We start from the raw sequence: 13,227 nt of genomic DNA on the forward strand, positions 1-13,227 counted from the left end.
TGTCGGGAATGGCGGCAAAGTCCCAATCATTGCCGTTCCCGCGTCGCCTGAATGAATGGCGGCTTTCGGGATCGACCAGTGCGACGTGGAATGACCGGGATTGGGGCGCATTGCCGACTGGCAGGTTTCGCCAACAGAGGGCTTGAGCCGCCTGTGACGGCTTTGACACCCCGGCGCCTCGGCAAAGCCGCGCAGCGCTGCTCGGCCGCAGGCCACCCATCGCCGCCCTGCCCTGACGCTCGCCCACCCGTCCTTCCGCGCCCTTCCCCTGCCGGCAGCGGATCGTCACCCGCGAGGGCCGAGAGCCAGCGCAGCTGGCGCTCGGGCGGCGCGCAGCGCCGGTAGAGCCGCGGTGCCCGCGCAGAGGGCAGCCGCCCTCCCCTGCAAGCCATCCTGAATTATCGAACCACGCTATCCATTCGTTGTCCCATGCTCCCTCCCTATCCGCTCAACCATGCGCTCGAGCACCCATTCATTCATCGCGCTGCACCACCGACGATGCGTCTGCCATTGCTAAGCGCCAACAGAACATATAGTGAACGACTTTGATATCCCGGTCCGATCCGAGCCGATCGGTCGACGATCGGAGGGTCGAAATGGCGTATTGCGTCGTTGGTCAAATCGCTGCATCCACCGCGATACCGCCGTGGAAAAGGGCACGGAGACTTTATGGCGCAAGGGATAGCGCGTTGAACATGATGGGCAAGCTCGCGCCTGCGAGCTCCGGGCCTGCGCTCGCGCCAATCTCGCCATTCCGCGAACTCGGCGCCTATGAAGCGCTTTGGCTCGAGCAAGGCGCAAGCTTCAAGACACTCGCCGAACGCTTTGCCAGCGATCCCACTGCGCTACCGTCGGATTTCGTCCCATCCGGCCTTGCCGAGGAAAAGGCGCGGGAAGTCACGACGATTCTGCACGCGGCCGGCGTCAACCGCTTCGGGGTGCGCATCAATCACGCCGGCGATTATCCGGCCAGGCTGCGGGCTGCGCGGCATCCGGTCGAACTCCTCTACTATCAGGGCGAATGGGAGTTGAGCGAGCTGCCCTCGATCGCGATCGTAGGGAGCCGCAAGGCGAGCGACGACGGGGTTCGGCGCGCGCAGCGACTCGCGCGCGCATTCGTCGACCGTGGCTATGCCGTCGTGTCGGGGCTGGCCGAAGGGATCGACATCGCGGCGCACCGTGCCGCGATCGAGCGCGGTGGCCGGACGATTGCCGTGATCGGCACGCCGCTGGGCACCGTCTATCCACGCCCCCATGCCGAAATGCAGGCATTCATCGCGGCTGAGCACCTGCTGATCTCGCAGGTGCCCGTTCTGCGCTACCGCGCGCAGAAGGTCCCGCAGAACCGGCTATTCTTCCCGGAGCGCAATATCACGATGAGCGCGTTGACCGAAGCGACGGTGATTGTCGAAGCAGGCGAGACCTCGGGCACGCTGACCCAGGCGCGCGCGGCGCTGCACCAGGGCCGCAAGCTCTTCATCCTCGATTCCTGCTTCCAGCGCTCGGACATCACCTGGCCCGCCAAATATGCAGCGCTCGGCGCGATCCGGGTTCGCGAGATCGACGATATCTGGGGCACGCTTGGCTGAGCCGGTTCGTCTAACCGAAATCGATGAGACGAACGTCGGGGACCATTCGTACCTGTCGGCCGATGACAGCTGCTATTTCCTCTTCGAATATACCTCGCACCGTGGCTACAGCTTCAGCGCGACGAACAACCTGATCAGCAACCTCAAGAAGAAGCCGAGCGAGAGCAATCGGCCGGGCTATCACTATAAGGGCCAGGCAATCGCACAATGCGCGGTCCATTTGCGCGGCGCGATCCACCCCGACTGGCTCGCCACCGCGACGCTGGTGCCGGCGCCGCCGTCCAAGGCAATCGGCCATCCCGATTATGACGACCGGGTCGAGCGCATCTGCCGGCTGGTCAGTGGCAACATCGATGTCCGATCCATTGTGCAGCAGGTCAACTCGACCACGGCCGCGCACGAGCTCGGCCAGGGCCAGCGGCCGCGGATCGACGATCTGGTCCAGAATTACAGGATCGCAGAGAACCTGACCCTCCCCGCGCCGACCGCGATTGCGATCGTCGATGACGTGCTGACCAACGGCACCCATTTCAAGGCAATGCACCGCGTGCTGTCGGCACGCTATCCGCAGGTGCCGATCAGCGGCATCTTCATTGCGAGACGCGTGTTCCCCGAGGACGAGAACCCGTTCGGCGAACTTTGAACGAGCAAGGGTGCATCACGCGATCTAATCGGAGCGATCTCCGAACGCACGACTTCGAACATCAACGCCCGCTGATGGCCAGTCAGTAGACTGTCCGCTTTCGGGCGACGACCATCGGATAGCGGCCTCTCCGGTGCGAAGCCGCCCCAATGGCAGCTCACGCCCCAGTTATTGCCGTTCCTTCACGCTCGTAGAGTGCCTCAAAGCAGACGCTGGAGAGATCATCTGGACCGGCATCCACATCTTTGAGAAAAGGTTCGACGGCTTCTCACCAGAAAGTCCGACTCGTCGATCCTGTCAGTTCGCTCGATTATAGACGAGCTTGTAGCTAATTGGTGTAGAGAGCAGTGGGCTGATGATGATAGTCTCCTCCACCAACTGCTGTCCAACGCTACGATAAACTGTGGTCCGCTCGCTGTCGTTCCCACGGAATGTTAGCGATATGGCTTCACCATTCGCTTTTGCCGACACATCGAAAACAAGCCCTTCCACGAGCTTCCACTTGATCGGCTCTCCGCCTATCCGAACCACGATAGGTGTTTTGGCATCATACGCGATCGAGAGACGATCTCCTGAACTCGAGATTCTGATTCTTGATACAGCAATGGACTTGCGCAGCCTCATGCGAGCGAGAGGGCGGTTGGCGTTGGGAAGGCCAGCAATAGCGCTCTCGATCGCTTGAAAGGCGGCGTCGCTCCCTTCTGGGGCGCGGTCATAGATGCCTGAAACCACATTTTGCGCCGGGCTCGCTGCACCTGAGCTGGACATCATGACGGCAGTTCCGATCGCCGCCGACCACCTCCAATAACGCATCACACTCTCCTCAAATCCCGCTGCTCGCCGTGACGGGTGTAGTGATAATCCGGCTTAGCGCATATGGTTTGCCAACCCCTTCCCTCCGACGGAACCCACCAATGTCCAACCGTCTAACGCCCGCTTTCCACCCATAGTCGGCCGTTCGGCGGGGAGGCGGCCGATCCAAAAGCGGTCGGGCAGCTCACGCCCCACAAGCGGACGTTGACGGGAGGTAGTGGTCGCGCGATCTTCGCACCATGCAGCAAGGCATCGTCGCAACATTCCTTTCCCTCTCGTCGAGAGGGAAAACCGCAGTTCTTGCTCGGGCCATTCACATGGAGACAATCCATGTGCGAGCTGCGCATCTAGATTATCCCGGTGACGCGGTTAGGCTCTATCGGTCGAGTGAGTTCATCCACCGCTTGTCGGGATCAATCTTAAGACTGACGAACAATCCGGACCTGGGCGAGAGCGAGGCGACCTACGCGGCGCTATCATTGGTCGAAGGGATCGAGCCGCGCGGGCAACATTATCTGGACAAGCTCACCGAATGGATCATCGAGGCTCAGTCAATGTCCTGACGACCGCTTCCCACCCATTCTCGGACGTTTGGCGGCGGAGCAGCTGATCTAGAAGCGGTTTGGCTGCAAACGCCCCAGAGCCGGTCATAGCCGAGGCGGTGCGCCAATCCCGAAAGCCGACATCGTAACGCGGGGTTCTGACTGCGGAATTGGCGAACCTGCGCCAGCCGGGCGAGAGTGTCAGAATCGACCGGTTATGACACATACGCCAGTTGAGTTCTTAAGCTCTGTCGTTAGTCTGCCTTATGTTCTTGGGCATTCTGATTACGTTGGCCATGCCGCAAGCGGCCTCGCTCGCTAAGCCACTCGTGCGATCTGATAAGCGAGCGGTTACGAACAAAAGCGCATACGCTGACATATTCAGGATGGTGCGCATTTTCGAGGAATCTGGGGAAAAATCCGGAATAGCACCCGATGCTACACTGGAGCTGTTGGACGTGCCTCGCTCGGACCGGGATAGAAAGCGGCTCTGGAGGAATGTGCCAGGCTCCGGCGTTGTTTCTGAACCGCGTTTGCTACGCATGACGATCGCACGGATATCCTCCAATCGCGCGATCGTTGATGCGAGGACACGCTCGACCGTTTACTATCTTGACGTCAACGGCAAGAGCCGCGCCGAAAAGCCCAGGATTGTTTTTGACCGCCTCGAGCTTGCGCGGACAGGGGGCGGGTGGCTGATCACATCCGTCGCCCGACGTATCCGGTGAGGTTGGCCGTCAGGACCGAACTGTCCTGTCACGCCCCAGTGGCGGCTTCGGCGGTTATCGTCCTTGAAAGCAGATCGAGAATTAACCACCCGTACTCTGCCATAGCACTGGAGCGCGGGACCGTATCGCCCCCAGGGTTCCCCGCGCCTTACCGGACCTTCGTCCAGCGCAGAAACGTTCAGGGCGCCCGAAGGCCGCTTTCCAGCCCCAGCCGCCCGACAGCTGCCAGACCGCTTTCCACCCAATCTCGGACGCTCGCCTCAAAAGCTGCCGTCTATGGGTTCGGGCCCGGATCACGCGCCCCACATCCCGGGATCTGGGTCCGGCACGAAATCGTCATTGGCGCCGCTTAGCTGTCGACGTGGCGGCAGGGTTGCCCTGCAGGCGCTCGTCGCCAGCGCTGGTGACATCGGTACAGCGGATGCTATCTCCCTCACATGAGGGAACGGCACCAGACGGCTCTGCGCATGCGCGAGGAGGGCGCAACATTCCAGGCGATCGGCGACGCGCTGCACGTTAGCGCCAGCCGGGCGAACGTCATCTATCAACGGGCGTTGGAGATCCAGGCGGAAGAGGCAGCCGGGATGGGCTTGGCGGCGATCCGGATCCTGCGCAACTATCGAGGCGACCTGCACGAGCTCGCCTCCTTTGCTGAGCGAGATCCGCATGGTGCGTGCACGCTGCTGATCCAGGAGCCCAATTGCCTCCGCCGGCACGCGTATCAGATCATCGCCTGGCTCACGGCGGGCAACCGCGAGAAGCCCTGATCAGGCGCGTGCGCGAGATCGCTGCCACCGCGAGGTGAAGTTGCGAGCAGGGCCACCGCTTACCATATTTCCGCGTCGCAGAGACTGCATAGCTCTACTTGAAGAAGGAGGGTGAACTCGATGCTAGTGGCGGCGCAACAGGCTATCGTGCGCAAGGCCGGAGCTGCGAAAGCCGTGGTCCAACTCGTCGGCCAATCCGAATGTCTGAACTTAATCGTCAAGGCAGCTGATGAGTTCGGTATTTCAGCCGAACCTGCTGCCGGGGATTTCCACATCATTGTTATTCCGTGGTCGGCGATCACGACGCTATCGTTCGACAGATGAAACTCGATGCGTCGCCGTGAGCGCCGCGGCGCTCTCCGGCGGCGCTTTCCAAAACCGGCCGTTCCGCTTTCACCCAATCCCGGCCGTTAGATGAAACGAAATGCGTTCTTCAAAGAGGACCAGGCAAACACGCTTTCGCGCCGGGCTCGGGGAGCGACGGCCACGCGGCCAATTAATGAACCGCCTGTTCCCGGACCGCCACGACACCTTGAAGGATATTGTCGACTACGAACTTCGGTGCTTCGTGCGGCAGGCCATGGCCTGCGCGTTCGGCAACGTTCTGATGCGCATTGGTCGACAGCGACAGATATCCGCGCTGCATGCGTTGCGTCGCGTCTTCCAGCTTGACGGCGAGCGGCTCCGACAATCCCGGCACCATCCGGAAGCGGGGGCTGTGCGTAGCGATAATGACCGGCTTGCTGCCGAGCGAGGTTAGGAGATGTGCCTGCCTCGCGCTTGTCCGCATATCCAGGCGTTCTTCGTTCTTGCTGGGGTCTGTCTGCATGGTGATGAGGAAGGAGCGTGCGTCGGTGACGGTCTTTTCCTCCCCTTGGGCGGGCGCGGGCAACAGCGCGAGCCATTTCGAAAATTGATCGGGATGCGTCGTCGACACCAGCACGAGCCCGGCGGTGTCGGATGGAAATCTGGCTGCGAACACCTGCGCATGGAGTCCGCCTACCGAGTGGCCGACCAGAAGATAGGGCCCCTTTATCCCCGCGGCCGAGAGCGCGGCGTGCAGGTCGGCAGCGGAATCGAGGCTGGAGCGTGGCCCTGACGGTGCCGGATCGCTCCCGCCGAGACCGGCCCGATCGTATAGGCAAACTCGCGTAACCGTGGCCACCTGGTCAGCGATGGCCTGCCAGCCCGGGTCTTCGACAGGCGCCGTTCCCATTCCCGCATCGATCACCACGGCGGGGCCGCCTGTGCCTTTGCAGGCGAGGCGTATGGAGCGCCCGCCCACGTCGAAACGGCCGTCGATCCCCTTGTCGTCACTGGTAGCAGCTGCTGCGGAGGAGAGGAGAGCAAGGCAGGCGATGAGCTTTGCGACAAGAGGCTGGTGCATGTTGGTTCCCGGTCGAAAGCAAAAACATAAGCGGCTGCACGGATCCATGACAATGTCCGCTTTAGAGGACATCTTCCGCAAAGCTGCCTGTCGGCAAGCCACCCAATTGCAGACATCCTGGCGCGAGCCTTCGTCCAAAGCGGACCGTCCGCTTATAGGACTCGGGGATGGCTACGGGAGCGGCGGCAATAGGGCGCTTTGCCGACCGCCTGCTTTCCCCAAAACCTGCCAAGCGGCTCTTGGGCCGGAAACGGTCCGTCGGATTTCGGCGACCAGAAGCAGAAAGCGGCCGCAGAAAGGACGGGCCAAGGTACTGCCGCTCCTATCCGCGTTTACGACTCCTTGCCCCGGTCCCTACCATCGGCGGCATTCACGAGCTGATTGATCCCGGCGGCGAGCGTCGCGAGGTTGTATGGCTTTCGCAGTATCGGGAACTCCCGCTCGTCTCGGGGAATGAATTGCTTGCTGCTATACCCACTCGCGAGCAATACCGGGATGTCGGTATAGGTATCCCTTATCTGGGTTGCCAGTTCCAAACCGCTCATTCCCGGCATGACGATATCCGAAAAGACGAGATCGACGTCATGTTCCTTCAGAAGCTCGAGCGCTTCGCTGCCATTCGATGCTTCGATCACCTTGCAGCCGAGATCATCGAGCAGTTGCCGCGCGAAGTAGCGGACATGTTCGCTGTCCTCGACGACGAGGACTCGGAGCCCGGCCGGAATCATCGCGTGAAGCTGTGAAACAGCTTCCCTGAGCGGATGTTTGTTCGTTCGCGGCAGCCAGAGCTCCACCAGGGTGCCTTTACCCACTTCGGATTCAATCCTGGCCGAGCCGCCAGATTGGAGCGCGTAGCCATGGATCTGCGAGAGGCCTAGGCCCGTGCCCTTGCCGATCGGTTTGGTCGTGAAAAACGGCTCGAAAACGCGCTTCAGCGTCTCAGGTGGAATTCCCTCGCCGGTATCCCGGATCGACAGAAGGACCCCGTCGCCTTCCGACCGCTTGTCATTGGCGGTTGACAGGGTGATCTTTCCGCCATGGGGCATCGCATCCCGGGCGTTGACGACCGCATTGAGTAACGCCGCCTCAAGGCCATTCGGATCGATCTCGACCGGCCAAAGCGCCGGCGCGAGATTGAGCTCGAGCTCATAGAGGCTCCCCAAGGTGCGCCCCAGCATCTCACCCATGGCATCGAGCCGGACGCTAAGGTCGATAACCTCGGGCTCTAGCGGTTGGCGACGTGCAAAGGCTAGCAGCTGCGAGGTGAGCCCGGTCGCCCGCTCTGCCGTGTCCAGCATGACGCTGAGATAACGGTTGCGTTTCTCGACATCCATGTCCGGCTGGCGCAACAGGAAGTCAGCCGAGCCCCGCATGACGGTCATCAGGTTGTTGAAGTCGTGCGCGATCCCGCCGGCGAGCTCTCCAAGCGCCTGAAGCTTTTGCGACTGAAGCAAGGCTTCCTGGGTTTGGCGCAGTTCATGCTCCGCCTGCTTCCTCTCGCTGACATCGCGCGTGATCTTGGCGAAGCCGACATGCTCGCCGGCGTCGTTGTAGATCGGATCGATCACCACATGCGCCCAGAAGAGTGAACCGTCCTTGCGTACCCGCTGCGCTTCTGCCTCGAACTTGCCTTCCTCCAAGGCGGCCTGGAGTGCCCTCTCCGGCGTGCTGCCGGCGCGATCTTCCGCAGTATAGAAGAGAGAGAAGTGCTTCCCGAGCACCTCTTCCTCGGCATAGCCTTTGATGGCTTGCGCGCCGGCGTTCCAGCTCGTGATCCTGCCATCCCTGTCCAGCATGTAGATGGCGTAGTCACGCACGCCCTTGACGAGCATCTTCAGTTGCAGCGCGCTCTCATAGGTCGCCTGTTCGAGGCGTCGCTTTTCGGTGATGTCGCGGGTGATCTTGGCGAACCCCACAAGCGAGCCATCGTCGCCGCGGATGGCATCGAGGATAGCATGCGCCCAAAAGCGGCTGCCGTCCTTGCGGATTCGCCAACCCTCTGCTTCGAAGCGGCCGTCCCGGGCAGCAGTTTCCAAGGCCAGCGCCGGGACGCCGGCCTCACGATCCTGCGGCAAGAAAAAGCGGGAGAAATGCTCGCCGATGATCTCCTCGGCGGAATAGCCTTTGAACCGCTCAGCACCACTATTCCAGGTAACGATGCGGCCAGCCGGATCCAGCATGTAGAGCGCGTAGTCGCTGACTGCGTCAACGAGCAGCTGAAACGTTTCCGGAGAGGGCTGCGTGCGTGAGTCCGACAAATGCAATGGGCTGATCCTGTGTCGACCCCCCCGGCTCTACTATAGACCAAAGTCCATACTGAACATGGAGTTATGCGCAACAGGATTCGCCCCGCGGGCGTCGGCGGGGAGTCTAGAAACCGGCTTCTATCGCCAGACGCATCGCCTCGCCGCTGGTGGCGAGACCAAGGCGTTTTACGAGGGCGCTGCGATATATTTTGACGGTCTTCTCGGTCAGCCCCAGTTCCTCCGCGATCTGCCGGTTGCGCCAGCCTCGCGCCACCAGCCGAAGAACTGTTTGCTGCTGCGGTGTAAGCACGCTTAGTCGCTCCGCAGCCGACGACGGTATCCCCTGGCGCGGCGCGCGATCGATTTCCATCTGACTTCCCACGAAGCAGACCAGCCTTCGGTCGTCGTCCAGAACGGGCGCGATCATGAGCCCGTTGAGGAAATTGCTGCCGTCCTTCCGGTAGTTCACGAGCTCGATCATGGTTGGCGTCGCGCTCGCAATCGCTTCGCGCAGAGCCGCCCTCTTGACGGGGTCGGTATCAGGGCCGGCGAGAATGCGGCAATTGCGCCCGACGAGCTCGTTTTCGCAATATCCGGTAAGACGCTCGAACGCGCGGTTCGCCGCGATGATCGGGTTATCGTCGGCCCTGGGATCGGTCACGATAGAAGCAATGGGCGATAGCCGGATCGAGCCAATGATCTCCTGCGTGGGACTGGTCCACCTCGTCAAAGCCATCCCTCATCGTTCCATGAACGCCGTGGCTGCAACCATATCGCAGATCCTATCGTGGAAGCCAGCGACGCGCGCGCCTGCTTCCCCGCTGAGCGACCGGCCAGAGCGCCCGGCAGCTGCGCTCGAAAAGGCGACCGGCGGCTATTGCCGGCAAAAAGCCCCGCCCGCTGAAGTGTTAATCCGACGCCTACTGCGTCTTTCAATTTGGGCGGCTCATATGCCAAGTGAGGGCCGACGCTGGGCCGGGAGGGCCAAGTTGGTTTGAGACGTGCCGCAGGGAGGTTCGTTGATGTTCGGTTGGGGGAAAAAGGCAAAACCCGGTGTGGATGCCCAAACGCGGGACGGTGACACCTACCTGCAAGGAGCATATCGCCTGCATCGTCCGCAAGATATCGCACGTTTCACCGCCCTTGCGACGGAGGCCTTCCGGCTTTCGCCGGGCAGATCAGCTGCTTCGGCGTCGACTGGCTGGGCCGGCAGTTTGCTACGGACGAAGGACGCATCGTGGCAGACAAACCACTGGTCCTTTTGCTTGAGCCAGGCACCGGCGAGGCTCTTGAGATACCGCTGGATCGCATCGCATTCCATGAGCAGGAACTGATAGAGGAGCCTGACGCTGCAGTAGCTTATTCGTTCTTCGAGCAGTGGCTGTCCACCGGTGGGAGCCGTCCGGCCTACGATCAATGTATTGGCTATCGGCAGCCGCTTTTCCTCGGTGGCGCGGATGAGGTGGGCAATCTGGAACTGAGCGATTTCGCCGTCTACTGGACGATATCGGCGAGGCTGTTGGCGAAGGTTCGAGAGCGCTGAGCGGCAGGCGAACGCGCTTCGCCTCGGTATTTAACGGTAGCTGACCACCAGATGTCGTCATTGCTGTCGGCCAACCAGATGGTGGCCCCGGCAGATATCGGCGCCGGGCCCAATTGCTGTCGGCCAACCAGATGGTGGCTCCGGCAGATATCGGCGCCGCGCCCAAGCGCCTTCCCTTCACCTGTCTGAGTAAGCTGCCAGGGACACCCACCTCAAACTGACGGATGATTGCGATGCTTCGCTATTCGGTCGGCCTGCTCATCATGATTGCCGCTCTATGCATTCTCGAAAGCCTCGGGATACCGATAAGCGCGGCGGCGGTCGGAGGCGCAGTTAGTTTTGCCACTATATTCTGGCTTCAGTGTGGAAAGCGGACTGTCGGCTAACCGCCCAATTTCTGTTTTCCGGCGCTTGCAAGCCGAGGGCGAAAGCGGCTCGATAGGAGTACCAACTTACGGACATTCGTTCTCAGAATTTTCGTGCTCCCGGCTCGGCCACAAGTTGGTGCTGATCTTGCCAGATAATGTATCCGGGGTCGCGTGTCGTAAGAACATCCACGTGAACACCGCACGCCTCCAGAGCGAGCTTTAGTTGGTGCATCTGGCGTATGTGCTCGACAGCGACAGGCTTGAACCAAGAGAGTCCTGGTTGCCCCCAGCCTTTCCACCCACCGCGTGAAAATAGCGCTGGCGCTGCCAAGTTCTTCTTGAACCAGCCGTATATCTCTTCGATCTGCTCCAAGGCCCATGACGGCGCGAAATCACAACCGCGGGCCTCGTCCAATGCCTGAAACAGGCCCAGACGCTGGCGCTGCGACTCCACCAACTGATAGCAAACGAAACGTATGTACACGGGACCCGGCTTTACCATTGGTTCGAATTCAACGCATCGGTGACCCTCAATTCCTATCGCTCTGGCACAAAGCTGTCAGCCCGCTTTCCCCCCAATAGCGGACACTGGTTCCCGAATGAACGAACGGCGGCTTTTGGAATCAGCAGGCGGCCCGCGGAACGGCGGCAATGGGGCGCATTTCTGCCCCGCAGCTTTCGCCGGCAGCAGCCAGTCGGCTCTTGGGCCGGTAGCAGACTGGCGGCTATTGGCGGTCTTGGCCAGAAAGCGGGCGATGGCACTCCATGCTGAGCCGGTTCAACATAAGCCGGAATACAGACTGGCGCATTCTCGACGTAACCTCTTTCAAAGCCATCCGGATGGTTTCCCAGGTATGCGCGCCACCATGTCGGCGAAGCGACGACCGCCCTCGTGCTACCTTAGGGGATTATTTCTTATAGCGGTGCAGCGCAGCAAACTGGACGAGCATGATCGTCTTGCCGTCGCAGATCTGTCAGCGGCTGATCATGTCGAGCGCCTGCTCGATAGTGACCTCCGCTACCTCGATATCCTCGCCCTCTTCCAGCTTGTCGCCGCCCAACCCTTTTCGGTCGGGGGGGGCATATTTCGCAACGAAGAAGAAAAGCTTCTTGGCTATCGATCCTGGGCTCATGAAGGCTTCGAAGACCGGCTGCGGGTTCGCTATCTCGAAACCGGTTTCTTCCGCTACTTCCGCGCGGATCGCCTCGGCGGCGTGAGCAATCGCTCAACGGACCTCGCGGATGATCTCGTCGTCGTCTGGTCCGAGCAGATAGAAGGTGGCGAAGCTCGCCGCGGAGTGAGTGGAGGCGTTTTCGAAGTGCAGCACCACGGTATTTGCCGGTTCGAAAAAGCTCTCACCCGCCTTCAGGATCCTAGCCGGCTCGCCCTCGACCTGTAGCCTGATCGCCCCTTTGAGGACGATTCCCATGGTCGGGACTGGATGGACATGCCTGTGCGTCCGTTGACCGGGTCGGAAGTCGATCCGCGCCACCTTGACGGTTTCGACCTGCTTTTCCGGCGACAGCTGGCGCTCCATGAGCGGGATGCGGACTATGCTCGCCTGATCGGCTGCGTCGGCACTTGGACGAGACTGAAGCGCCGTCGCCGAGGCCGGCGGCGAGACGAGGGCTAACGCGATGGAAGTGATCAAAAGACATCCTTTCACTTTGGAGACCGTCGGACGGTTTCGCGGCTTGAATGGCGAACGGCGCGGGCCGGTTCGAGCATTGGGCGACAAGGTGCCGGCCCTCAGAACCGAGCGCCGAGCCCCACCCGGATCTGCGTACACTTCACACCGCACTGATAATCATAGCTGCCATAATGCGCACGGCGAAGCGCAAGCATTGCCCGAGATCGCCTGTTCGACGCCGCCTCCCCAAAGAATGGCCCCTTGGTGCCTTCGATCCGAATGCGATCGCCCTCCGGAGAGCGGGCGACTGGTATGCGGCGGAGATCCGGGCGTTCGAGTAGCTCGCGGTCCTGAACAGCAAGGTCGAGGGCGTGACCTTTGTGCCGAGGCGAATGGCGTCGATCCATTCGCGGCTCGGCTTGACGGTCAGCGCGTCACTTCCGAGCGACGCACGCTTGCTTCCGCCGAGCGGCTTGCCGAGGCCGATTTCGGCACCCCCGACAATACCCCCCGCCATCACCACATCATAGCCCAGGGTCGCTGCGAGATACGCATTATCGAAGTGCCGCGGCAGGTCGGGATACTCGTCGCTCGCGTCGAGCTGATCGTACCCGGCATCTAGCTGAACTCGCGGCCCGGTGAAGCTCGCAGTTTGCGCGTTAGCCTGCACTGCCAATCCGCAGGCGACGACACTTGCCGCCGATATGAACTTTTTCATCCCCGTTCTCTTTACTCCGCGTCTCGATACCAAGGCCCTGGCAGGCCACTGCTCGGCGGAGCGGTTGGTCGGCGTGAAAAGCGAGTGAAAACGAAGCGAGGCGACGCCGCGGCTGGATTCTTCTCCCGAGAATTCGCCGTTTCGATCGACTGCGATCTGCGCCACTTCGTTGTCGCTGAAGCTCAACAGATCGAGGAATTGCCTTCCGTTCGACAGGTCAAAGGATATGAAGGAGCCGGCCTGTTGAACTGC

Annotated in this window: 14 protein-coding genes; 6 read left to right on the forward strand and 8 right to left on the reverse strand. The window is 61.2% G+C overall.

Going from position 1 to position 13,227, the window contains the following annotated elements:
* The first annotated feature begins 596 nt into the window (after positions 1-596).
* Entirely contained in the window at positions 597-1,589 is a 993-nt protein-coding gene (locus O3305_RS06875) for a DNA-processing protein DprA (protein ID WP_269575729.1), read from the forward strand.
* Positions 1,582-2,232 (forward strand): hypothetical protein, encoded by a 651-nt coding sequence (locus O3305_RS06880; protein WP_269575730.1) that lies wholly within the window; start codon positions 1,582-1,584, stop codon positions 2,230-2,232. The genes O3305_RS06875 and O3305_RS06880 overlap by 8 nt, the downstream gene beginning before the upstream one ends.
* A 297-nt stretch (positions 2,233-2,529) precedes the next feature.
* Here O3305_RS06880 and O3305_RS06885 read toward each other — a convergent pair whose 3' ends face one another.
* On the reverse strand, positions 2,530-3,045 hold the full coding sequence (locus O3305_RS06885) for a hypothetical protein (protein WP_269575731.1): 516 nt from the start codon (positions 3,043-3,045) through the stop codon (positions 2,530-2,532).
* Between the two features lie 239 nt (positions 3,046-3,284).
* Here O3305_RS06885 and O3305_RS06890 point away from each other — a divergent pair, with 239 nt between their 5' ends.
* The 3 genes from O3305_RS06890 (at position 3,285) to O3305_RS06900 (ending at position 5,406) form a co-directional block, all read left to right on the forward strand.
* Complete coding sequence (locus O3305_RS06890; RefSeq protein WP_269575732.1) at positions 3,285-3,608, forward strand: hypothetical protein; 324 nt, start codon at positions 3,285-3,287, stop codon at positions 3,606-3,608.
* Between the two features lie 1,144 nt (positions 3,609-4,752).
* On the forward strand, positions 4,753-5,082 hold the full coding sequence (locus O3305_RS06895) for an RNA polymerase sigma factor sigma-70 region 4 domain-containing protein (protein ID WP_269575733.1): 330 nt from the start codon (positions 4,753-4,755) through the stop codon (positions 5,080-5,082).
* A 111-nt stretch (positions 5,083-5,193) separates the two neighbouring features.
* Positions 5,194-5,406: a hypothetical protein gene (locus O3305_RS06900; RefSeq protein ID WP_183998693.1), complete on the forward strand. Its 213-nt coding sequence runs from the start codon at positions 5,194-5,196 to the stop codon at positions 5,404-5,406.
* Between the two features lie 172 nt (positions 5,407-5,578).
* Here the strand turns inward: O3305_RS06900 and O3305_RS06905 are convergent, their stop codons facing one another.
* From O3305_RS06905 to O3305_RS06915, 3 genes are all read right to left on the reverse strand, one after another.
* On the reverse strand, positions 5,579-6,469 hold the full coding sequence (locus O3305_RS06905; RefSeq protein WP_269575734.1) for an alpha/beta fold hydrolase: 891 nt from the start codon (positions 6,467-6,469) through the stop codon (positions 5,579-5,581).
* Positions 6,470-6,801: 332 nt separating this feature from the next.
* Complete coding sequence (locus O3305_RS06910; RefSeq protein WP_269575735.1) at positions 6,802-8,733, reverse strand: hybrid sensor histidine kinase/response regulator; 1,932 nt, start codon at positions 8,731-8,733, stop codon at positions 6,802-6,804.
* 106 nt (positions 8,734-8,839) lie between these two features.
* Positions 8,840-9,376: a response regulator transcription factor gene (locus tag O3305_RS06915; RefSeq protein WP_269575736.1), complete on the reverse strand. Its 537-nt coding sequence runs from the start codon at positions 9,374-9,376 to the stop codon at positions 8,840-8,842.
* A gap of 576 nt (positions 9,377-9,952) precedes the next feature.
* On the opposite strand from O3305_RS06915, the gene O3305_RS06920 reads away from it, so the two are divergent.
* Positions 9,953-10,258 (forward strand): T6SS immunity protein Tdi1 domain-containing protein, encoded by a 306-nt coding sequence (locus O3305_RS06920; RefSeq protein WP_269575737.1) that lies wholly within the window; start codon positions 9,953-9,955, stop codon positions 10,256-10,258.
* Positions 10,259-10,726: 468 nt separating this feature from the next.
* Here O3305_RS06920 and O3305_RS06925 read toward each other — a convergent pair whose 3' ends face one another.
* The 4 genes from O3305_RS06925 to O3305_RS06935 form a co-directional block, all read right to left on the reverse strand.
* Positions 10,727-11,110: a hypothetical protein gene (locus O3305_RS06925; RefSeq protein WP_269575738.1), complete on the reverse strand. Its 384-nt coding sequence runs from the start codon at positions 11,108-11,110 to the stop codon at positions 10,727-10,729.
* Between the two features lie 490 nt (positions 11,111-11,600).
* Positions 11,601-11,759 (reverse strand): NUDIX hydrolase, encoded by a 159-nt coding sequence (locus tag O3305_RS23125; RefSeq protein WP_353739225.1) that lies wholly within the window; start codon positions 11,757-11,759, stop codon positions 11,601-11,603.
* Positions 11,760-11,852: 93 nt separating this feature from the next.
* Positions 11,853-12,164 (reverse strand): cupin domain-containing protein, encoded by a 312-nt coding sequence (locus tag O3305_RS23130; RefSeq protein ID WP_353739234.1) that lies wholly within the window; start codon positions 12,162-12,164, stop codon positions 11,853-11,855.
* 253 nt (positions 12,165-12,417) lie between these two features.
* Positions 12,418-13,161 carry a hypothetical protein gene (locus O3305_RS06935; RefSeq protein WP_269575740.1) on the reverse strand — a complete coding sequence of 248 codons (744 nt, stop codon included), beginning with the start codon at positions 13,159-13,161 and terminating at the stop codon, positions 12,418-12,420.
* Positions 13,162-13,227 lie beyond the last annotated feature (66 nt).

This window comes from Sphingomonas sp. NIBR02145 (assembly GCF_027359115.1).
GTDB lineage: Bacteria > Pseudomonadota > Alphaproteobacteria > Sphingomonadales > Sphingomonadaceae > Sphingomonas > Sphingomonas kyeonggiensis_A.